At 62.1% G+C, this 20,486-nt stretch carries 16 protein-coding genes; 4 read left to right on the top strand and 12 right to left on the bottom strand.

Annotated elements, in window-relative coordinates:
- Window positions 1-9: 9 nt before the first annotated feature.
- Together RCAS_RS10060 and RCAS_RS10065 are read right to left on the bottom strand one after the other, a co-directional pair.
- On the bottom strand, window positions 10-735 hold the full coding sequence (locus RCAS_RS10060) for an LppX_LprAFG lipoprotein (RefSeq protein WP_012120473.1): 726 nt from the start codon (window positions 733-735) through the stop codon (window positions 10-12).
- Between the two features lie 26 nt (window positions 736-761).
- Window positions 762-1,184, bottom strand: a complete 423-nt coding sequence (locus RCAS_RS10065) for a GNAT family N-acetyltransferase (RefSeq protein ID WP_012120474.1) — start codon at window positions 1,182-1,184, stop codon at window positions 762-764.
- Window positions 1,185-1,803: 619 nt separating this feature from the next.
- Here RCAS_RS10065 and RCAS_RS10070 point away from each other — a divergent pair.
- A complete protein-coding gene (locus RCAS_RS10070; protein ID WP_041330568.1) occupies window positions 1,804-3,090 on the top strand; it encodes a flavin monoamine oxidase family protein in 1,287 nt (428 codons plus the stop codon).
- On the opposite strand, the gene RCAS_RS10075 is transcribed toward RCAS_RS10070, so the two are convergent.
- Together RCAS_RS10075 and RCAS_RS10080 are read right to left on the bottom strand one after the other, a co-directional pair.
- Entirely contained in the window at window positions 3,060-4,085 is a 1,026-nt protein-coding gene (locus RCAS_RS10075; RefSeq protein ID WP_012120476.1) for an SLAC1 anion channel family protein, read from the bottom strand. The genes RCAS_RS10070 and RCAS_RS10075 overlap by 31 nt on opposite strands.
- Before the next feature lie 139 nt (window positions 4,086-4,224).
- The gene (locus RCAS_RS10080) at window positions 4,225-5,874 is read right to left on the bottom strand and encodes an aspartate:alanine exchanger family transporter (protein ID WP_012120477.1); all 1,650 of its coding nucleotides are present in this window, start codon (window positions 5,872-5,874) and stop codon (window positions 4,225-4,227) included.
- Window positions 5,875-5,997: 123 nt separating this feature from the next.
- On the opposite strand from RCAS_RS10080, the gene RCAS_RS10085 reads away from it, so the two are divergent.
- Window positions 5,998-6,177, top strand: a complete 180-nt coding sequence (locus RCAS_RS10085; protein ID WP_012120478.1) for a PEP-CTERM sorting domain-containing protein — start codon at window positions 5,998-6,000, stop codon at window positions 6,175-6,177.
- A 142-nt stretch (window positions 6,178-6,319) separates the two neighbouring features.
- Here the strand turns inward: RCAS_RS10085 and RCAS_RS10090 are convergent, their stop codons facing one another.
- Window positions 6,320-6,745, bottom strand: coding sequence for a response regulator (locus RCAS_RS10090; RefSeq protein ID WP_012120479.1), 426 nt, complete (start codon window positions 6,743-6,745; stop codon window positions 6,320-6,322).
- A gap of 117 nt (window positions 6,746-6,862) precedes the next feature.
- Here RCAS_RS10090 and RCAS_RS10095 point away from each other — a divergent pair, with 117 nt between their 5' ends.
- Window positions 6,863-8,449 (top strand): hydantoinase B/oxoprolinase family protein, encoded by a 1,587-nt coding sequence (locus RCAS_RS10095; RefSeq protein ID WP_012120480.1) that lies wholly within the window; start codon window positions 6,863-6,865, stop codon window positions 8,447-8,449.
- A 79-nt stretch (window positions 8,450-8,528) separates the two neighbouring features.
- Here RCAS_RS10095 and RCAS_RS10100 read toward each other — a convergent pair whose 3' ends face one another.
- Entirely contained in the window at window positions 8,529-10,001 is a 1,473-nt protein-coding gene (locus RCAS_RS10100) for an ArnT family glycosyltransferase (RefSeq protein ID WP_232280222.1), read from the bottom strand.
- Between RCAS_RS10100 and RCAS_RS10105 the strand changes: the two genes are divergently transcribed.
- Window positions 10,000-10,842 carry a carotenoid biosynthesis protein gene (locus RCAS_RS10105; RefSeq protein WP_012120482.1) on the top strand — a complete coding sequence of 281 codons (843 nt, stop codon included), beginning with the start codon at window positions 10,000-10,002 and terminating at the stop codon, window positions 10,840-10,842. The two genes, RCAS_RS10100 and RCAS_RS10105, sit on opposite strands and share 2 nt — an antisense overlap.
- On the opposite strand, the gene RCAS_RS23930 is transcribed toward RCAS_RS10105, so the two are convergent.
- From RCAS_RS23930 to RCAS_RS10140, 6 genes are all read right to left on the bottom strand, one after another.
- Window positions 10,724-11,581: a lysophospholipid acyltransferase family protein gene (locus RCAS_RS23930; protein WP_012120483.1), complete on the bottom strand. Its 858-nt coding sequence runs from the start codon at window positions 11,579-11,581 to the stop codon at window positions 10,724-10,726. The genes RCAS_RS10105 and RCAS_RS23930 overlap by 119 nt on opposite strands.
- Before the next feature lie 330 nt (window positions 11,582-11,911).
- Window positions 11,912-14,455 carry a VWA domain-containing protein gene (locus RCAS_RS10120; RefSeq protein ID WP_012120484.1) on the bottom strand — a complete coding sequence of 848 codons (2,544 nt, stop codon included), beginning with the start codon at window positions 14,453-14,455 and terminating at the stop codon, window positions 11,912-11,914.
- On the bottom strand, window positions 14,452-16,296 hold the full coding sequence (locus RCAS_RS10125) for a vWA domain-containing protein (protein WP_012120485.1): 1,845 nt from the start codon (window positions 16,294-16,296) through the stop codon (window positions 14,452-14,454). The genes RCAS_RS10120 and RCAS_RS10125 overlap by 4 nt, the downstream gene beginning before the upstream one ends.
- A 3-nt stretch (window positions 16,297-16,299) precedes the next feature.
- The gene (locus RCAS_RS10130; protein ID WP_012120486.1) at window positions 16,300-17,223 is read right to left on the bottom strand and encodes a DUF58 domain-containing protein; all 924 of its coding nucleotides are present in this window, start codon (window positions 17,221-17,223) and stop codon (window positions 16,300-16,302) included.
- Window positions 17,195-18,607: a collagen-like domain-containing protein gene (locus RCAS_RS10135; protein ID WP_012120487.1), complete on the bottom strand. Its 1,413-nt coding sequence runs from the start codon at window positions 18,605-18,607 to the stop codon at window positions 17,195-17,197. Before RCAS_RS10135 ends, RCAS_RS10130 begins: the two co-directional genes overlap by 29 nt.
- Complete coding sequence (locus RCAS_RS10140; RefSeq protein WP_012120488.1) at window positions 18,607-20,022, bottom strand: peptidase MA family metallohydrolase; 1,416 nt, start codon at window positions 20,020-20,022, stop codon at window positions 18,607-18,609. The genes RCAS_RS10135 and RCAS_RS10140 overlap by 1 nt, the downstream gene beginning before the upstream one ends.
- Window positions 20,023-20,486: the final 464 nt, after the last annotated feature.

Here is a 20,486-nt window from a genome sequence, read left to right on the forward strand (position 1 = left end):
TTCTCACTGCTAGCACTCAATCGGCGCTCGCACCTCGACCGGTTGATCATAGGCGCTGAAGATCAGCGTCCAGGTGGTTGGCTCCGGCGTATCAGGCGCTTTGTCGACCAGCACGATCTTTGCCAACCGCAGCGTTTCCCGATCTGCCCAGATGTCGGCGACGACAGGTGCGGCGCCGATCACGCCGCCGCTGATCTCCGCCAGGCGCGCGCCGGGGATTGTGCCGCGCAAATGGTACGTCAGGCGTCCGTCCAGGTCCTCTTCGCCAACGAGGGTGATGGTTTCGATGCCGTCCTGAAGCAGGCGTTCAATTCCCTTTTGAGGATCGAACAGGATGGCGACATCGAACGCCTGCCCTGGCGCCAGGCACTGCCAGGCGCGCGTCAGTGGGTTGGTGATATACTGCTTGCCTGCCAGCGAGACAGTGCGCACCTCGCCAATGCCGGCGGCGCTGCGCAGTTTGAGCGTCGCCAATGCCCCGTCGGGTCGGCGAAGCGCGCCTTCGATCGACGTGATGACGAAGACGCGCGATGCGTCGCTGTATACCGGTTGACCTGTTACCGTAATCGAGAACGCCAGGCTCTGCGCTGCGCCTGTCGCCTGCCCGGCGCGCGCGCTTATTTCGGCTGGCGTCGGCGTCGGTGTGGGGGTGACGGTCGGCGCGCCTGCGCCACATCCTGCAAAGAAGCATGCCGCAACGACTATCAGCAGCGTTGCGCGCCAGTGTTGGAGCATCGGTCTCCTCCTCGGAACATCTGTTTTTAGAGATGTCGTATCATCAGCATTTCATCTTCGTCTTCGTATCCCAATGCCTGGTAGAATGCCTGCGCGGCAACATTGTCGCGCCCGGTCAGGATGCGCAGTTCTGTGGCGCCTGCCGCGCGCGCCATCCGTTCGGCGCGCGCCACGAGCGCCGATGCCACACCGCGCCGTCGGAACGCTTCAACCACGAACAGCTCGGTCAGTTCCGCATACATCACATCATAACAGAGCCAGGGTATCAGGCGCAGGCACGCGAAGCCAATAGCATCGTCGCCATGGTATGCAATCAGCGCGGATTCGATGCCGCTGCACCGGGCAAGTTGCTCCGCCATGCGCTGCGGCGACATCTGAACGCCGTTGAATGTGGCATTCAGCCACGCGAGCGCCTGGGCATCGGCGGCTGTCGCAACGCGGATTTCCATGGTATGCTCATGGTATCGTGCTGTCGTCTATTGCATTATATTACCTGTGAACATTCGGCATGGTCACTCTGAGCAGCGCGAGGGGTCGTGCGCGACCCGCGCAGATTCCTCGCTGCGCTCGGAATGACAAGAATAATGTGGCATTCAGCCACGCGAGCGCCTGGGCATCGGCGGCTGTCGCAACGCGGATTTCCATGGTATGCTCATGGTATCGTGCTGTCGTCTATTGCATTATATTACCTGTGAACATTCGGCATGGTCACTCTGAGCAGCGCGAGGGGTCGTGCGCGACCCGCGCAGATTCCTCGCTGCGTTTACCCTGAGCGAAGCGAAGGGCTCGGAATGACAAGAATAATGTGGCATTCAGCCACGCGAGCGCCTGGGCATCGGCGGCTGTCGCAACGCGGATTTCCATGGTATGCTCATGGTATCGTGCTGTCGTCTATTGCATTAGACCAATTCTCTGTGACCATCCGGCATGGTCACTCCGAGCGGAGCGAGGGGTCGTGCGCGACCCGCGCAGATTCCTCGCTGCGTTTACCCTGAGCGAAGCGAAGGGCTCGGAATGACACGCATGCGGCATCGTCAATCGTCATTGGTATTATACCCGCTGGATGCCATGCATGTCATTGTTCTCGGTGCGGGAGCCGCCGGTCTTGCCGCCGCTCGCCGTCTGCGCGACGCGGGAGCGACGGTTCAGGTACTCGAAGCGCGTCATCGCATCGGCGGAAGAATCTGGACCGATGAAACCTTTGCGCCGTTTCCTGTCGAATATGGCGCAGAGTTCATCCACGGCGAACATGCCGTGACGCACGCGCTCGCTGCGGCTGCGAGCATAGAAACGATGCCGGTTGATCGGTATGGTCGTGTGCGCTGGAGCGATGGTGGGGTGGCGCATGCGCTCGATGCGCTGCCGGTTGCCCGGCGTGATCTGATCACAGCGTTGTTTCGGGCATTCGACGGGTTGCGCGACCTGCCGCTCGATGCGCCGGATCGGTCGCTGGCGCGCTATCTGCGCGCTGGCGGGTTCGATGATGATGCACTGCGCGTAGCAGACGTGTTGCTGGCGCAAACATGCTGTGCATCGGTCGAGACGTTGAGTTGCGCCGATCTGGCGCGCGAATTGCGCGTCGATCATGCCGGGAAACGGGAGTATCGTCTGCGATCAGGGTGTGCGTCGCTGCTCTCGTGGTACGCCAGCCCTCTCGATATTCGTTTCGGCGCGGTTGCGCGTGTGGTGCGCCACACCCCTGCCGGGGTTGCAGTTGAAACCGATGCTGGCGTGTTTCATGCCGATTGCTGCGTTGTGACCATCCCTGTGGCGGTGCTGCAACAGGGCGTGCCACAGTTCGAGCCGCCGCTCGGCGCCCAGAAGTGGCAGGCAATCCGGGTGTTGCGCGTCGAAGCGGCGACCAAACTGCTGTACTGTTTCGACGAACCGGTATGGGACGCCGACCTGACCTTTATGGCGCACACCGGTCTGGCGGCGCGCTGGTGGCCAGCCGCACACACGACGCGCGACGCTGCTGTTATCGTCGCCTACGCCACTGCGATGCGCGCTCGCATCCTCGATGCCCTCGACGAAACGGCGGCGCTTGCTGTCGGTCTCAGGGAACTGCAAACGCTGTTGGGGCGGGATGACCTGGCGCAGCGATGTGTTGCCGCACGGCGCATCGCATGGAGCGCCGATCCATGCGCCTGTGGCGGATATGCGCATGTGCCGCCGGGCGCAGCGGCGGTGCGCCGTGCGCTGGCAGCGCCGGAAGGATCGACGCTCTTTTTTGCCGGCGAAGCAACCGTCTACGACAGCAACCCGCAGACCGTGCATGGCGCTATCGAGAGTGGCTGGCGCGCCGCCGACGAGGTACTACGCACTTACTCTTCCTCGACGAAAATCTTCTGCTGAACGATTGCTGCAATTGTGCGGAACAGCAGAATGGCGATCAGCGCCCCCAGCGCAATCAGCAGCACATACGCCAGCCCCCGGAAAAAGAGCAGGTTTGTGCTCGACGCCATCAATACCGTTGCAATTGCGATCGCTGCCATGGGGAATGAATACGCCCACCACGACAGGTAGAAAGGGAGTTTGACAAACTGACGATACTGTGTGAGCAACACGACAAAGATAAAGAGCGCTAAATAATACAGAATCCTGGCGAAACCATCCAGGTCGAAGCCGCTCACCTCATGCTCCATCAACCTGAGGTACGAAATGAAGCCGATTGCTGGAGGCGCAATCACGATGAACAGGGTCGGCGCCAGACGTTCGGGGAGGGGGGGATGGAAAATCATTCGCTCCATGAAAAGGGTAAACAATACAATCCAGAAGATCAGCCCAACGCTGAAGAAAAACCAGGAAATCTCGATGGGAGCGTGCTCGACGCCTGCAATCGGGACGATCATATTGCCGACCATCGGAATAAACCAGGCAGGGTTGATATGCTGCATCTGGAGCGTGGTTCGCTGTATCCAGGCGGAGAGGATCACAATGGTGAACACCAGATGTGCGCTGGCGCCGGCAATCCAGAAGGCGCGTGAAATGTCGCTATTCAGGCGCATGAACGCGATGCCGAACAACAGCAGACTGATCGAAATCGTGGGGAAGAAATTGATCTTGATCGGATGAGCAAACTCTCGTTTGACCGCATCGGGGTAGCGTGCCGCCTTGAGCGCGTAGATCACCGCAATGGCAAGAAAAGCCGCCAGCGACGCAACAAGCAGAATGCTGCTGATGGCGAACGGTAGCGCCAGCAATCGTTCGGCGCGTTGAAATGCAATCGTTGTGCCTGTCAGACCCAGAACTGCGGCAAAGAACGAGATGGGAACGTACTGCAAGCGCAGACGCGCTGCGGCTCGACTCTGGTCGGCTGCCGCACCATGGATCGAAGGTTGGTCCATCATATGCATACTCCTGCACACCCGGGCAAAGCGAGATCATGCATACGATGCAGCGCAGGCGCGCCGGGTTACAGCGTGCCAGGCATGTGGACGACAAAGGCTGTCTGGTGTGCATTCCGGTATTATCTCACTGAACGTGTTTTTACTGGAGAAAGAGCACAAGCGCCTGCGCCAGCAGAATCTTGGCAATCATCGCCATCAGGTAGACCGTGGTGTAGCCAATGTTCGGCGCATCGTTCTTCGTCTGTTCCAGCGCAAATGCAAGGACTGCGGGTTGGGTCTGTAAGCCTGCGAGCATTCCGATCAACAGGCTCATCGGAATGCGCAGCAATTTGTGTCCGATCCACAGCGTCAGGAATGCCACGCCACAGGTGATGACCGCGCCGGTGACCAACAGCACGATTCCGCCGCTTTGGGAGAAGGTGCTGACGAACGCATAGCCAGATCGTGTGCCGACGCCTGCCAGGAATAACACCAACCCAATCTGGCGCAGGGTCAGGTTGGCGCTGTATGGAATGTTCCACACCAGTGGTCCGGTGCGTTCGCGCGCGCCCAGGATCAGCGCCATCACCAGCGGTCCCCCGGCGACGCCGAGGCGAAAAGTCGCACCGCCGGGAAGCGGAATGGGGATCATGCCGATCAACAGCCCCATCGCCAGCCCCAGGCTGAAGGTGAGGATGTCGATCTCACTGAGGGCGCGATACGAGTCGCCAAAGAACTCGCTCACCTCGTCCATGCGCTCGCGCAGCGCCACGACGCGCACCCGGTCGCCGAGTTCCAGCACCATATCGCCGTGGGGCAGCAGTTCCATATCGCCACGGCGCACGCGCGTCACCAGCGCGCCGAAGCGTTGCGGCAACCGTAATGCGCGCAGCGGTCGCCCGACGACCTGTGGGTTGGACACGAAGATGCGTCGGAAGTCGAGCGTGCTGCGGTCGAGTTCTAAGCGTTCATCCGTCATCTCACCGAGGAATGCGGCAGCTTCGGTGATCTCTTCCTCTGTGCCGATGAGACTGACCAGGTCGCCCTGCTGAAGATGGGTGGCGCCGTCCACCAGCGTCATCTGACCGTTGCGCCGTGTTCTGCCGAAGATAATCCGCCACTGCTTGGCGCGCAGCAGTTCGTCGACGGTTAGCAGACTGATTTCCGGGCGTGTAATGCGCACGGTGCGGTTAACCAGTTTTTGCCCCACGGCGCCGAGATCGCGCAGAGCCGGCGTTTCGCTGGTATAATCTACATGCCAGGCGCGCTGAAGTGCGGCAATCGTGCCGATCATCCCAATCACGCCGATCGGGTAGGCAATCGAATACCCGATGACCGGGTCGGTCAGCAGTTGATCGCGTATATCGGCGGGGGCGGTGGTTTTGATCTGCTCCAGCACCGCAGCCAGCGCTGGCGTGTTGGTCAGGCTTCCGGCGAACAGTCCGGCAGCGAGAGTTGGGCGTAGTCCGAAGGCATACTGGACGCCGGCGACGGCCAGGGCAGCGACGATCAGTATGCCGACGATTAACAGGTTATCACGCAGCCCTTTGTGCTGGAACGAGGCAAAAAATCCGGCGCCGCTGCTCAGCCCGATGGTGTAGACGAATACGACCAGTCCGAGGGTGTAGACGACCTCCGGCAATTTGAGGTCCGGGTCAAGCGCACCGATCGCCAGACCGGCGAAGAGCACGGCGGCAACGCCGAGGCGGTGCCCGAACAATCGGAGGCGACCGAGCGGATAGCCGATCGCCGCCACCAGAAAGAGGAGCAGGAGCGTATTGCTCTTCAGTAGTTCGACGAACCACGACATGGTTTGCAACTCGCACAAAAAGAGCGCCGTCCGCGTGTGCGGCGGCGCACATGCATATCCTGGCGAAAGCCGCGCCGATTATACGCCGATTACCGGTTTGGGACAAGCAAACGAGGAGTATGTATGCCAGAACGAGCACCCGGGTGGGAGGGAACCATCCTGGCATTTGTGATGATCGCAACAGTCCTTATCGGAAGCGCCTATGGCGTCGCCCTGGCATATGCCATACCGGTGCCATGGACGGTTCTGCTGGTGATCGCTGCCATTGCCGCGCTCTGGCTGCGGCGCCGGAGGCGGAGGTAGAAGCGTCTATTACCAATGACCTGTGACCATCCGGCATGGTCACCCCGAGCAGCGCGAGGGGTCTTACGCAACCCGCTCAGATTCCTTGCTGCGTTTACCCTGAGCGAAGCGAAGGGCTCGGAATGACACGCATGCGGCATCTTCAATCGTCATTGGTATATGAGGAACTGGCGCCGATCTCATTGACAGCGATAGGGAGCAGATTGCGCGCAAGGTTCACGAAATCCTCGATCAGAAACGGTTTGGCAATATATTCGTTGATGCCTGCCTCGCGCGCCTGACGCTGCAACTGTGGGGTGTCGTATGCGGTAAACAGCACCGTCGGCGTTGTCGGCTTACTTTGCCGAATAGTGGTCAGTAATGACAATCCGTTCATCCCGCGCAGGTTGTAGTCGCTCATGACGAGATCGTAGGGGTGTTGCTCGAACAGGTCGAGTCCTTCTTCGGCGGAATAGGCGGTGTCGAGCAGGTAAGGCACGCCAAGCATACGCAGCCCTATTGCAATAATGCTGGCGATCATGCTGTCGTCTTCGATCAGCAGAATACGAAGCGGTTGCCTGGCGCTCATAGCGGGTCCTCTTTCATCATTGATGGGTGGCCGCGCGATGGGTGCTTCTGCAATCATCGACTCTGCCAGCCTTATGGTACCATGCCGATCGTTAAGTTCAAGTGACAATATTCGCATATGTCATCGTATTTTGCTCATTCCGCTATCGATCCCGTCGATCTTGAAGTGTTTCGCAACCGGTGCGCGGCAATTGCCGAAGAGATGGGCGCGGCGCTTGGGCGGAGCGCGCTTTCGGCGAATATCAAGGAGCGACGCGATTTCTCCTGTGCGGTCTTCGATGCACAGGGGCGGATGGTTGCGCAGGCGGCGCATATCCCGGTGCATCTGGGCGCTATGCCGCGTTCAGTCGAGGCGGCGCTGGCGCAGTTCACCCTTGCGCCGGGTGATGTCGTTATTCTCAATGATCCGTACCTTGGCGGCACCCATCTCCCCGACTTGACCACTGTCGCTCCAGTGTATGCCGGTGCGACGCTGATCGGCTATACGGCAACGCGTGCCCATCACGCCGATGTTGGCGGTATGACCCCCGGTTCGATGCCGATGAGTCGTGAGGTCTATCAGGAAGGATTGATCATCCCGCCAACCCTTCTCGCGCGCGGCGGCATCCCCGATGAGGCGGTGATCGCGTTGATTTGCCGTAATTCACGTACCCCCGATGAGCGGCGCGGCGATCTGGCTGCCCAGATGGCCTGCCATCGCGTCGGTGCGCAACGTCTGGCGGAACTGGCAGAACGGCATGGTCCGGCATGGGTGGCGCGCCATATGGAGGCGCTCCTGGCGTATGGCGAACGCCATATGCGCGCAGTGATCGCCGCGATCCCAGACGGAACATATACATTTGAGGACGCGCTGGATAACGATGGTGTTGATGCCGATCCGCTGACGATCTGTGTGCGCATCGACATCCATGGCGAATGCGCTGTCGTAGACTTTGAAGGCACATCGTCACAGTGCCGTGGTCCACTCAATGCGCCCCGCGCTGTGACCGAATCGGCGGTTCTCTACTGTTTTCGCTGTCTCGGTTCGCCAGATATGCCGTCGTCGGCTGGCGCGTTCGCGCCACTCGACATTCGTGTTCCGGCGGGAAGCATACTGGCGCCTCACTCTCCGGCTGCGGTTGCGGGTGGGAATGTCGAAACGGCGCAGCGAGTCGTTGATGTGGTGTTTGGTGCGCTGGCGCAGGCGCTCCCCGACCGAATTCCCGCGGCGTCGGCAGGTACGATGAATAACTGGACATTTGGCGGCATGGCGTCCAATGGTGTGCCCTTTGCCTACTATGAAACGCTTGGCGGCGGGATGGGCGCCCGCCCGACGCTGCCGGGTCTCAGCGGGGTGCAGGTGCATATGACCAATACGCTCAATACGCCGGTCGAGGCGCTGGAGCGTCAGTTTCCGTTGATTGTGCGGCGCTACGGGTTACGCCGCGGCTCTGGCGGCGTGGGGCGCGTGCGCGGTGGCGATGGTCTGGTGCGCGAGGTTGAGTTTCGAGCGCCGGTCACGGTCAGCCTGTTGACCGAACGCCGGGTGTATGCGCCCTACGGATTGTACGGCGGCGCTCCTGGATTGCGCGGGCGCAATATTCTGCTGCGCGATGGCGAAGAACGCATCCTGCCCGGCAAGATTACTATCGACTTGCGTCCCGGCGACATTCTGCGCATCGAAACGCCTGGCGGCGGCGGCTTCGGCGCTCAGGAGCAGGGATAGAAACGGATACCCACGGATCGAGACAGATTCTCACGGATTGGTTCTCAGTTCTTGGTTCTCAGTTCTCAGTTCTCAGTTCTCACGGCGACCAGACATACAGATAAAACGCCATGTCGCTGTGGGGATTGCGCCACTCGCGAATAATCTTCAGTTCAGGGAAGCGCCGTTCGATGTCGAAGGCGACGACTTCTTCGGCATCGAGTGTAACGTAAACCGTTCGTTGCGTGGTGATCTCATTGATCAACTGTCTGGCATTATCGCTCGCAACATCGACATCGACAAAGGAAATGCGGGGATCGCCATTGAGATACACCTTGGGACCAATATGAATCAGTCGCGGTTGCAACGGACTTAACAGCGCAATGTCGCCTTTTTGTTCGGCTTCAGTGTGCAAGAGAAGCGTGATTTCATCGAGATGATATCCCGCCGTCCATGTCTCGATGTACTGGTGACGATCAGCCGTGGTCAACGGCGCCTGTGCCGGGTTTTGGGCATATTGAATGGCGAAGAATGATCCCCATATCGCGTTGATAAGCGCTATCGCTATGCCAGCGCCACGCAGCGCAACAGGAAGATGGCACAGGCGGCTCAGTCCCACGCCGGCGACAACGAGCAGCAGAGGCCACGCAGGGAGGATGTAGCGAGGATAGAGCACGCTCCCAATCGTGGCAAGCGCCATACAGAAGACGCAGGCAGCTGCGACGAGGGTCAGAATCAAGCGGCGTGTCGGGCGCTGGCTCAGTCCCAATCCGATGAGTGCGAGAGTCGGCAGCGGCAGGGTGAGCGCCAGCCATTCGCCAATCTGGCGGACATTGTCTGTCAGGCGCTCGATCTGGAGTGCCAGATTGAAAACGCCGACTTTATGGTTTTCAGCTCCGCCATAGTTGAAGGGCGCGAATGAAGCGGGCGCCAGCAGGGTCATGATCAGGACTGTGCGCAGCAGCGCCCATTGTTGATGTCGGCGCTCCGGCGTTGCCGCGCTGGTCACAATGATCAGCGCGGGGAGGGCGAAGAGGAACAGTCCTGGCAGTTTGACCAGCGTGGCGAGGGCGCCGAGCGCGCCGACCCCGGCTGCGTGCCAGCGGTTGGGTTGCGGCAGAAGAGTCAGACGAAGGCTTGCCGCCAGCAGGAAGCCTGCTATACTCCCCAGCATGGCGTCGGGAATAGCCAGGCGGTCGTGGATGATTGCTAGCGGTGAGAGAATGTACAGCAATCCGGCGAACAGACCCGCCGTGCGATCACCAATGATCCTTCCGCTGAGCCATAGCCCGACAACGGTAAGCCATCCACACAGCACCGACAGGATTCTGCCGGTGAGCAATGGATCCCAGGGTAGGCGGGCAAGTGCGGCAAGGAGCAGTTCGTGGATCAGTTTGCCGTCATGGACGGTGAACTCGAGTTGGGCAGGGAATTGCTGGGCGCGGTACAGATAGATCGCTTCGTCGTTGAAGAGGGGCAGCGTCAGCAAGCCGGGCAGCCGTGTCGTGAGGAACAGGATGCAGAGCAGAAGCAATACCGGTCGTTCATTGCGCGTGACGCGATCTGTTTCCATGTCGCCGTCGCCTCTGTTTCAATGGCTTTCTCTAGCGTGTTTTTTCGCCTATTGTGCCGTCTTTCCCGGTTCAACCATCACTGTTGCGCTCAACGCCGTGCCGGCCTGGGGCCTCTGGATGGGCGCTGCCATGCTGATCGTTCAGGGTCTGGCGGTGATCTTCTGGGGATTGGGCATGTACGGCGCGCGCGGCGGTCTTGCGGTTGGTCTGGCAGCAGTGCTGGCATGGGCGGTTGAGCATATCGGCGAAACAACCGGATGGCCGTTTGGTCGCTATCAGTATACCGAAATGTTGCAGCCGCAGATACTGGGGATCGTGCCGGTTCCGATCACGCTCGCCTGGTTGATGGCTGGCTTTGGATCGTGGCAACTGGCGCGCCTGGCGCTTGGCGGGCGCGGCGGGCGCATCGGGCTTGCGACGCTTACCGGCGTGTTGATTGTTGTGCTCGATCTTCAGATCGAAACGGTCGCTACATTCATCAATGCATACTGGACCTGGATCGATACTGGTCCATACTATCAAGTGCCTCCGCAGAATTTTGTCGGCTGGTGGATCGTTGGGTTCCTTATGGCGCTGATTATGACGTTTCTCCTGCCGCCTGATGCGGGCGTCGAGCCTGCCGACGCATCATCGACGCCGAAGCCATCGTTGTGGGCGCGCACACTGCCATTCGTCTGGCATCGCGTTCCTGCTCTGCTCTATATGCTGAGCAGCATCTTCTTCACTGCTGCGAATCTGGCGCGTGGCTATCCGCTGGCAGGTCTGGTCGGCGTGATCTTCCTGGCAGTCGCTGGATGGATTGGCGCCACACAGCGACGACATCAGCCCAGAAACGGCTGATGTCGCGCTTCCCGCGCAACAGGGTGCGGTACGCTTCCAGTCGCTCTTCATTGACCTCGTCGCGCAATGCGTCGACCGCCGCCGTCAGGCGCGCCTGCACGTCAGCCACAATCGCCGCTTCTGGCGCGCTCAGATCGCTGATGTGCGGGGGACCGACGCGAATAAACGCTTCGGGGCGTTGCTCGCCGCGAAACTCATAGCGCAGTGCAACGGGCCAGAAGAATACATCTCCCACCTGTTTCGCAATACGCGCCACGCCAGGGTAGACCTTCAACGGTCGGCGGTCATTGGGAACAATGCGCCCCTGCGGCAGAATCCAGAGCATCCGGTCCCGCCGTTCACGCAGCAGGCGGCTGATGTACGCGATTGAGCGCTCCGCTTCGCCGGGACGACGCCGGTCTACTGAGAAAGCGCCGCACCAGGTGAAGAATCGGTAGATGCGCAACTGCTTCTCTTCCATCATAATGTAACTCTGAAATCGCTCGTTCAGCACGATTTTATCCAGCAGGAACGCCATATACCCGTCCCACCAGCCGGGATGGTTCATATAGACGATAACGGGACCTTCGGCAGGATGGGGCACAGGTCCTGCGATGTGCAACCAGACCCGGGCGAACATCGAGCGGCACGCGGGCAGCACCAGTGTTCGATAAATCAGTTCTTTTCCCAGCGCATTGCGATTCGCGGGGATCGCTGGAACGGCGTTGTGCAGGAGCGTTTCAGTATCGGTCGTGGTCATACAGGGCGACGCGGAGCAGGTGGTCAGTCGATTATGCTGTGTATCGTGTGATCTCTACTATACCACGATCCGGCAGGGGTATCCGTCCGATTCGCTGCGCCCTGCCTGAATCTGCGAGCCATGGGCGCCCTTGCTGTCATGCTGAGCGGAGCAGCCGAAGCCCCGCACTATGCTCCGAGCGAAGCGAAGGAGCAGCGACGGGGAAGCCTCTCGAATGTTCCTTGTGAAACCCTGCGCCTCGCTCAGGGTGATGGTCGTCCCCTGTCTGTGCTTCTCCGGTGTGCCGCAGGTCGTGTGGGCCGCCCGGTGTAGACGCCTGTTCATCGCGTCTCATCGACGCAACCGCACCCATCCGCGCCGGATGGCGATTTCGAGGGGCCAGAGCAGCGCCGCCAGACCAAGCAGCCAGGGCCAGAAGCCGGTGTCGGGCAGCCGTTCGGCGCGGATGGCGCCGCCTCCCGGCGCGATGAGTGAGCCTCCGCCCAGTGCATTCCCGCCGGTGATTGCGCTGATGTCGTTCATCAGCCGCGCACCGGTCTGCGGATCGGCGGGGGGCAGGTATTCGTCGGAGTAGCGTTGCACGTAGCCGGCCTGCGCTGCGCGCACCTCGCTCCCTTTTTGCTGACGCACTTCAATTGCGTAGGGTCCGTCGTCCGGCAGGATGAGCGCCTGTTCATAGCGACCTGGCGCCGTCTGACGCAGCGTAATCAGTTGCGCGGCGCCGTTGGGCAGCACAATCGTTGCCTGAGTGTCTGCCAGGTCGAGCGGTCTGCCTCCCGGCGCGACCGAATCGGCCACGATGCGCACGCTATCACCGTCGCGGACGACGCGCACCTGGAGCGGTCCACTATCCGGTTCGGGAAGCGTGTAGCGGATCAACTGCGCCCAAAAGCGCCCATATTCGGGCCAGTTCGACCAATCGGCAGCCCATGGCGCTTCTGCGCCCGGCGTCCAGGCAGCGGCGCGTCCCAATCCATACTGCCAGACCGCCAGCACGGGATCGCCGTCGGGCGATTGCAGCACCAGGTCGGCGCCGGGTTTCAGGGTTGTGGCGACATACCCCTTCAGTCCGGGTATCTGTGCCGGGGCAAAATCGCGCAGCATCGGGTGGGGCGCCTTTTGTTCAGCGCGGAAATCTCCTTCGACCTGCGGCTCGGTGCGCACGATTTCGCTTTCGAGCAGCGTCAGGCGTGGAATATCGCCCGGTTCGGCAGCGAAGTAGTAGCGCCCGGCGCCCCAGCGCGCCAGCGTCTGGAGCAGGTCGATATCCGCGTCAGTTCCGATTGCGATGGTCGAAAGCGTGATATTCCGGCTGCGCGCCTCCTCGATCAGCGCCTGATACGCCTGTCGATCATCGGTAAAGGAGCGACCGTCGGTAAGGAGCACAGCATGACGCACCCGCCCCGGTTGGCGCGCCAACTCCGGCAGACCGGTTTGCAATGCGTTGTAAATGTCGGTGCCGCCGCCAAGCGGCAGCGTGCTGATCCGTCGCTGAATATCCGCCAGGCTTAACCCCGTTCCGACCGGCTGAAAGTCGACCACCCAGCGTGTCGATACATCGAACGCCAGCACGCCAATACGATCCTCGGCGCGCAACGATTCGGTCGCCATGATGGCGGCTTCCTTCGCCATGGTGAATTTGGAAAGGCCGGTCTCCGGTCCCATGCTGGCGGACTGATCGATGATCAGGAGCAGTGTCGTATCGGAGCGTTCGGGACGCGGCGGCGGAACCATGGTTACGGGGAGCGTTTCCTCCAGTGGCGTGTCCTTATAAGCGCCAAGGGTGAAACTGGATCGCCCGCCGATTGCCAGCAACCCGCGCCCCTCGCTGCGCACGAACTCACGCAGCGTTGCCATCTGGTCGAGGCTCAAGACACCGGCAGGCACATCGATCAGTACAATCCCTTCATACAATCCGAGCGCCGAGATCTGTGCGGGGAGCGATGCCGCCTCCGCCACATCCGCCATTACACCAGCCTCACGCAATGCGCTGCGCAATGGCGCACTGTTGACGTCGTTCGGTCCTTCCACCAGCAGAATGCGCGGCATCGGCGCCACCAGCACCGTCGCACCGGCAACATTGTTGCGCGTCAGCGTATCCGGTTGACCGGTCAGCGTGGCCTGCATCCGCAGAATGCCCGGTCGCCCCGCGCGACCGGTGTAGGGGACACTGTTCTCACCTGGCGCCAGGCGCACCTGCTGCGCCAGCACGCGCTCATTGCCGACGGTCAGTTCGAGTTGCGCGTTGGCAGCGACGGTGCTGGCCATGACGATTCGGGCGGTAAACTCTTCGCCTTCGCGCAATGTCGGCGGCGTTTCGATGGTTGCAATCCAGAACTCTGGTCGTGCAGGCGCCTGATAATATTCAGTATCGACCGGGATGCCGGCGCCTGCGAGCGCTCTTGCCTCAGCCAGCGCATCGCCTCTGGTCTGGAGTCCGTCTGAGAGGAGCGCCACGCGCCCGCCGCCGTCGCCGATCAATCCGCGCGCGGCGCGCAACGCTGCGGCGATATCGGTTTGATCGCCGGGGGGGGTGCTCTGTTCTGCGGCTGCTGTTGCTCCGAACGTGATAATTTGCACCGGGCTGCTGCTGTTTGCGGCAAGCGCCGCAGCGCGCGCGCGCAACGCTGCTTTGCCTTCGTCGGTCAGGCTGTCCGATTGATCGACCAGCACCACGACGAGCGGCGCACCTGCGCTGTCGATATGCCCTTGCAGGGCAATCGGGTTGGTCAGCGCGCCGACAATGAGGATCACAATGATCACGCGCAGCACGAGCGCCGCAGCCGGCAGGCGACCACGCCGCCACAGCCAACCGCCGATGATCAGCGGCACGAGCATCAGGAGCAGGAGAAACTGCGGGTTGCGAAGGATCATGTGAACACTTTCTCGCGTCGGCGCAACACATACGCCCATTCCAGCGCCAGAACCAGGAGCGCAGCCAGCGCCAGCCAGGGCCATAGATCGAGCGTCTGTCGTCCCGCTGCGCTGCCGGGGTCGGTTCCCGGCGCACGCAACGGCGGTGCGTTCTGTGGGCGCAGGTTTGATTCGATTGCCGCTCCTGCATTGACTCCGACCATGCCAACCGGAACGGTGATATTGTTGCGTTGTTCTTCCACGCGGTACAACCCCGGCTCGATCAGCGTATCGAGGGTGACAACCGATGCTGCCGGCGCGGTAATCTGCCGGTTGTCAGGACCACGCAGTCGCAGGGTTGTCGTGCGCGGGTCGGGTCGGATGACCAGTGGCTCGCCGGCGCGCACCGCCTGCGGCAACGGCGGTGGCGCCAGGTCGCGCACGGTGCGCGCAACCAGGATCGGAAATGCCAGGCGTGTCGTCAGGTTGCTGCTGGCAAGATTGAACGTCCAGATCGCAATTTCGTGATTGTCGGTTCGTCCTCGGAGGATCAGCGGCGTATTCTCGAACGACAACTGCACCTCAGCCCATGGTGGCGCCTCGACGATGCGGACGGCGCCAAACACCACGCCGCCGAACTCGATCCCCTGGAGCGTATTCCCTCGTTGGTGCAACGGCTTGCCCGGTTCTGGTTCGCGTGTGTCGGACGCTACATTCAACAGCGACGATCCAGAGGGTGGGGCGATTGACAGAATAGCGCCCTGGGGCCAGGCATCCGGCAGAAAACCATCGAAGATTGTCAGGTCTGCGGCAGATCGCTCCGGCGTGTCCGCGTAGGCGGCAGGGTTCGTCACAACGACCGTCACGCCGGGTATGGCTGCGAGCGCGCGGCGAAGGGCGGCCGGCTCGTTCGACACCAGCAACGCCAGAATCGGGCGCCCCTGCGACACGCTGAGGTATGCGACATCGTCCTGTGGCAGCGCATCGCGCCCATCGATGGTGGCGCGCAGCGCCTCAATTCCGCCGGGCAGCGTCCAACTGACCTCCGTTTCGCCGTTCGGCGCAATGGCGACTCGTTCTTCTGCAACGACCTGATTGTCGGAGAAGACCTGGAGCGTTCCATTGAAGGCTGTGGCGTCATAATTGGCGACCCGCGCATACACCTGGAGGCGACCGCCCCAGGGACGGCTGGCAAACGCAATGATCGCGCGGTTCGGCACATTCGATCCTATCGACACCCATTCGATGGGCACAATCATATCGCGCGCAGGTTGCGGCGGTAACGCGCTATCGGTCAGGACCACGATCCGTCGGCTGAACTGTGGGTCGAGCACGGCTTCTGCCAGCGTCAACGCCTCATTGATCGCCATGCCAACGCCGCCGGGCTGAAGGCGGTCGAGCGCGGCAGTGATCAGTAAGGGGTCGTCGCCGGATGCCACGATCTGCGCCCGCGGTCCGGCAGCGATCAGCGTGATCCGGTCACCGGGAGAGGCAGAGGTGACAATAGCGCGTGCGCGCCGGCGCGCCTGGTCGAAACGGCTCGCGCCGCCGTCAACGGCTGCCATGCTGGTGGATGTGTCGAGAATAATGGCGGTATGGCGCGCGTCGGGCGTGAGCGCACCGGTGATCTGCGGTCCCCCCAGCGCAACGCCGAGCAGCGTGGCAATCAGGAGGTGGAGGAGCAGCAGCAGGGTCAGCGGCAGGCGGCGGCTGCGCTCGCCTTCCACGCGGCGTGGCAGGTTTGCCCAGAGCAGCAGGCTTGGTGTTGGCACGCGTCGCCGCCGTTCGCGCAGGAAATGGAGCAGCACGATGAGCGGCAGGGCAAGCAATGCCAGTAATCCGAGTGGCAGAAGAAAACTCATGGGCTATGTCAGTATTTGACGCGCGCGGAGATACGGAATGATCTGCCGCTCGAGCGGCCATGTGCTGAGCACACGCGCACAGGTAGCGCCACGTTTGCCGCACGCCGACTCAATGCCCCGCTGCCAGGCGGTCAGGTTGCGGCGGTAGTGCGCAAGCGTTTCGTCATCGACGACCAGCGGCAGCAGCGCGCCGGTCTCCATGTCTTCGAGTTCAATCGGGCCGAGGCGCTCAGGATTCAGTTCCCCCGGATCGAGCAGATGGATCACCAGCACCTGCCAGATCGGCGGTGGGAAGGCGCGTAACCCTTCTTCAAGACCTTCCGACGCCAGCAGGTCGGAACAGAGCACCAAAAGTCCGCCGCGCGGATGCCGCCGCGCATACCCGTCGAGCACAGCACGCAGATTCGTTTCGCCGCCGGGCTGCACATGCTCGATAAAGCGCAGCATTTCGATCAGGCGCGCCTTGCCGTGCGCCGGACCGAACTCGCGCAGGACGGCGGCACTGAACGGCGCTACATGGAGCCGGTCGTTGTGCGCCAGCGCAAGGTATCCCAGCGTCCCGGCGAGCAACTGCGCCGCGCGCAGTTTCGGCGGGGATCCCCACATCATCGAACGCGACACATCGAGCAGCAGGTGAATGTTGACGTCCTGCTCGATCTCGCCAAGCTTGACGAAGAGCGCATCCTGATGGGCATAGACGTTCCAATCAACATACCGATAATCGTCGCCGGTGCTGTAGGGACGATGATCACTGAAGATCGACGTCGGCAGCAGGCGGTAGCTGAGATGCGCACCGCCGGACGGTCGCCCGCGCAGGGTGCGCTGCGCCTGCAAACTCAACCGCTCCAGGCGGCGGAGAAACGCTTCATTGAACAACGGCGGAAGCGCCGCCTGCTGTTTAGGGCTGAAAATATTCCTGAACCACATCGCGTTCGTCAAGAGGAATGCGCAGCGGGTCGGCGCCGATTGCGCCGCCGGTTCCCGGCTGCCCGCCAGATGCCGTTCCGACGCTTCCCTGGAGGGTTGCGTTCGGATTATTGGTTGCGCCTGTGCTCTGCCCACCCCCCTGCGCTTCCAGCGGCGCCGGTTGCCCCTCGACGCCGAGTCTTCCAGCAGGAGTGATTGGACGCTGCTCGCCGGAAGGATTGTTGCCGGCCGCGCTTCCCGATGGACCGGTCTGACCCTCGCCTTCTGCGCCGGGTTGCCCCGACGGACCGCCAGGATTGCTCGCCTGTCCCTCGTTTCCGCCATCGTCCGAAGGAGGCGTGCTGCTGGCCGCAGCCGATTCACCCATCTGATCGATAGCCTGCGCCAGGTCTTCGAGTCCCTGAGCGGCGCTTTGTTGGCGGGAGAGGTCGCGCGCCGACTGCCGCACCTGCTCTGCGAGCGCAGGGTCGCGGCGTTCGATCGCGCGCGCCGCTTCTTCGAGGGCGCGGCTGAGCGCCTGGCGCGCTTCTTGCGAAAGCGCACTCGCCTGATCGGCAAGTTCGCGCAGACGTTGCGCCGCCGCATCGGTGTCGCCGCGGTCGAGCGCATCCGCTGCCGGACGGGTGGCGCCCAGGTCGCGTAGCGCATTCGCCAGTTCTTCGAGCGTCTGTGGGTCTGCCGGCGATGGAGCGGATGGTTGAGCAGGCGCCGCCGCCGATTGCTCCCCTCCGGCGCTGTTCCCCGGACGGAACGGCAGCATCTCCTCGCCGCCTTCTAACGGGATTAGCTGGTCGCTGCCGGGCATTGGCATCATCTCTTCCATCGGAAGCGGCAGCGGCGCCGCCTGCTGTGGCAGCGCCGGAAGCAACGCCACCGACGGGTTGAGCGACAGGCTGCCAATGCCCGACATAAGCGCCAATCCGCACGCCACCAGCAGCAACGCCAGCAGCGTGAGCAGATCCGTCCAGGGCGCCGCCTGTCGTCGGCGAACGTACTGATGCACCTGGCGCACCGTTGCGGTGGATTGGTCGATCAGGCGCGCCGTCATCGCCGACGAACGCGGATCGACCTGCACCATCTCGACGGCGGTCGCCAGTTGCTCATTGAGATTGAAGCGTCGGTCGAGGCGGCGCGCCACCTCGGCGGGGCGCATTGGCGGGCGGAGCAACGACACCAGACCAAGCCCCACAATCGCCAGCGCCAGCGCAGTCAGTTCCGGTACGCCAATCTGCCAGTTCCACAACAGATTTGCGCCCATGCCGGCGCACCAGACGCCAAGCGCAATCGAGGCGGATTGCAGCACGGTGCGAAGCGCGCGCTGCGTCCAGCGTTCCCGCGCCAGGCGTCGCAGTTGTTTGACCAGCGGATGCTGACGTTCCGCCATCACCACACCTCCGCTTCACGAACGATCAGGCGGCGGGTAAACCCAACCGCAATACCCGCCAACCCGATGATAAGCAAGGCGATGCCGGCAAGACTCTGCACGCGATCAATCTCGGCGCGCAACGTCAACGCGCGCGCTGCGTTCTCCTGATTGCCAAGCGAAAGAAACTCAGCGGCAGCCTGATCGGCAATGATGCGGGCATCGGCAAAGGTTCGCCAGTCGCCGGCGAGCGCGGTTGCCTGTTCGAGCAGCTCCGTTGCGCGCAACCCGCGCCTGGCGATGGTTGCATAGACGGTCAGCGTTTCGATACGGCTCTGGTTCTCGAGCGTCATATAGGCATCGAGCGCGCGCTTCGCCAGGTTCTCCGCAGTCGCATAGTCGTGCGCCTCGAGCGCCGCGCGCGTCTGCTGCGCCAGGTCTTCGGCGTACAGACCGGCTTCGCTCTGCGCCAGCAAGTCCTGCGCGCGCGCCAGCACATCATGTTGCTGCGTATTGCGCAACCAGGGAATTGCCAGTTCGAGTTCGCGTTTGGCTTCTGCGTAGCGACCATCGGCGATCAGCGTTTCAATGGGGGTCAGGTCATACTCCGTCAGCGCATTGTGGCGAAAGCCGCCATCGAGATACGAAGGCAGCCATTCGCGCCACATGCGCTCGAGGTCGGTCGAAGGCATGCCATAGGTCCGTTCGAGCGCTGAACGATACCCGCTGCTCCGCGCGCTGACCGTGACGAACTCGCGCAGTTTGACGAACGAAAAACGTTCGACCAGAAACGCGACAATCGAGAGGGTCTGCGGATACCCGATCTGTGGACTGCCATAAATCTGATCGCGGTCATCGAGGGCGCTCCAGGGCAGGAGCGCATCGCGTTCGAGCGCCTGCCGCAGCGCCGTCGCCTTACGCTCCAGGTCGGGGGTCGGGCGCTCGACATACTGTGCAATGCCTTCGTGGAACCCGACGTTCAAGCGGTTCGACGAGAGTTCCGCCAGCACGATGTGGGTCAGTTCGTGGCGCACGTTATTCTTGATCTCTTCAGGAGACTGAGCGGTGGTTTGGTCGAGAATGACCACCACCTCATTGCGGCGAAAATCAGCATGCGCAATGATCCCCTGAATCGGAGCAGCCAACGGATTGGCGGCGTCGTAGACGCGGCGGGTCGGATAGAGGCGCAGCGTTACCGGCGTCGGCGCGGCATGGCTGAAGATCGATGTAATCTCGTCATACACCTCGTCAACAAAGGTTGCATACTCCTCGGCGCGCGCCAGATCGCCGTCGGCATACAGAATTGCAAATTTTTGCGTGCGGAGTTCGTACCACTGCGGCAGCGTCGTCTGCGCCTGAACCGGCGCCGGCATTAGATATGCCACTAGCGCCAGAAACACAATCATCGCCGCCTGCAAACGCGCCAGCATGCGCATGCGCCTCTCCTTCGCATGGGGATTCGTGAGCGAGCCGGCAGGGTTGTATAAAAAGTCTACCACAAGACAACGACTTCTGCCTGAGATGGAGGTGAGAAAAGTTGGCGAGAGGCGAGAGGGGCGAGGCGAGAGGCGAGAGGGGCGAGGGGCGAGGCGAGAGGGGTGAGGCGAGAAGGGCGAGGTGAGAGGCGAGAGGCGAGCGGGGCCCGACAATGGCGTAGCGCGAGATTTATCTCGCATTGGTGGCGAGGCGAGAGGGGCGAGGCGAGAGGCGAGAGGCGAGAGGGGCGAGGCGAGAGGCGAGAGGCGAGAGGCGAGCGGGGCCCGACAATGGCGTAGCGCGAGATTTATCTCGCATTGGTGGCGAGGCGAGAGGGGCGAGGCGAGAGGGGCGAGGCGAGAGGGGCGAGGCGAGAGGCGAGAGGCGAGAGGCGAGCGGGGCCCGACAATGGCGTAGCGCGAGA

The sequence above is a fragment of the Roseiflexus castenholzii DSM 13941 genome (assembly GCF_000017805.1).
GTDB lineage: Bacteria > Chloroflexota > Chloroflexia > Chloroflexales > Roseiflexaceae > Roseiflexus > Roseiflexus castenholzii.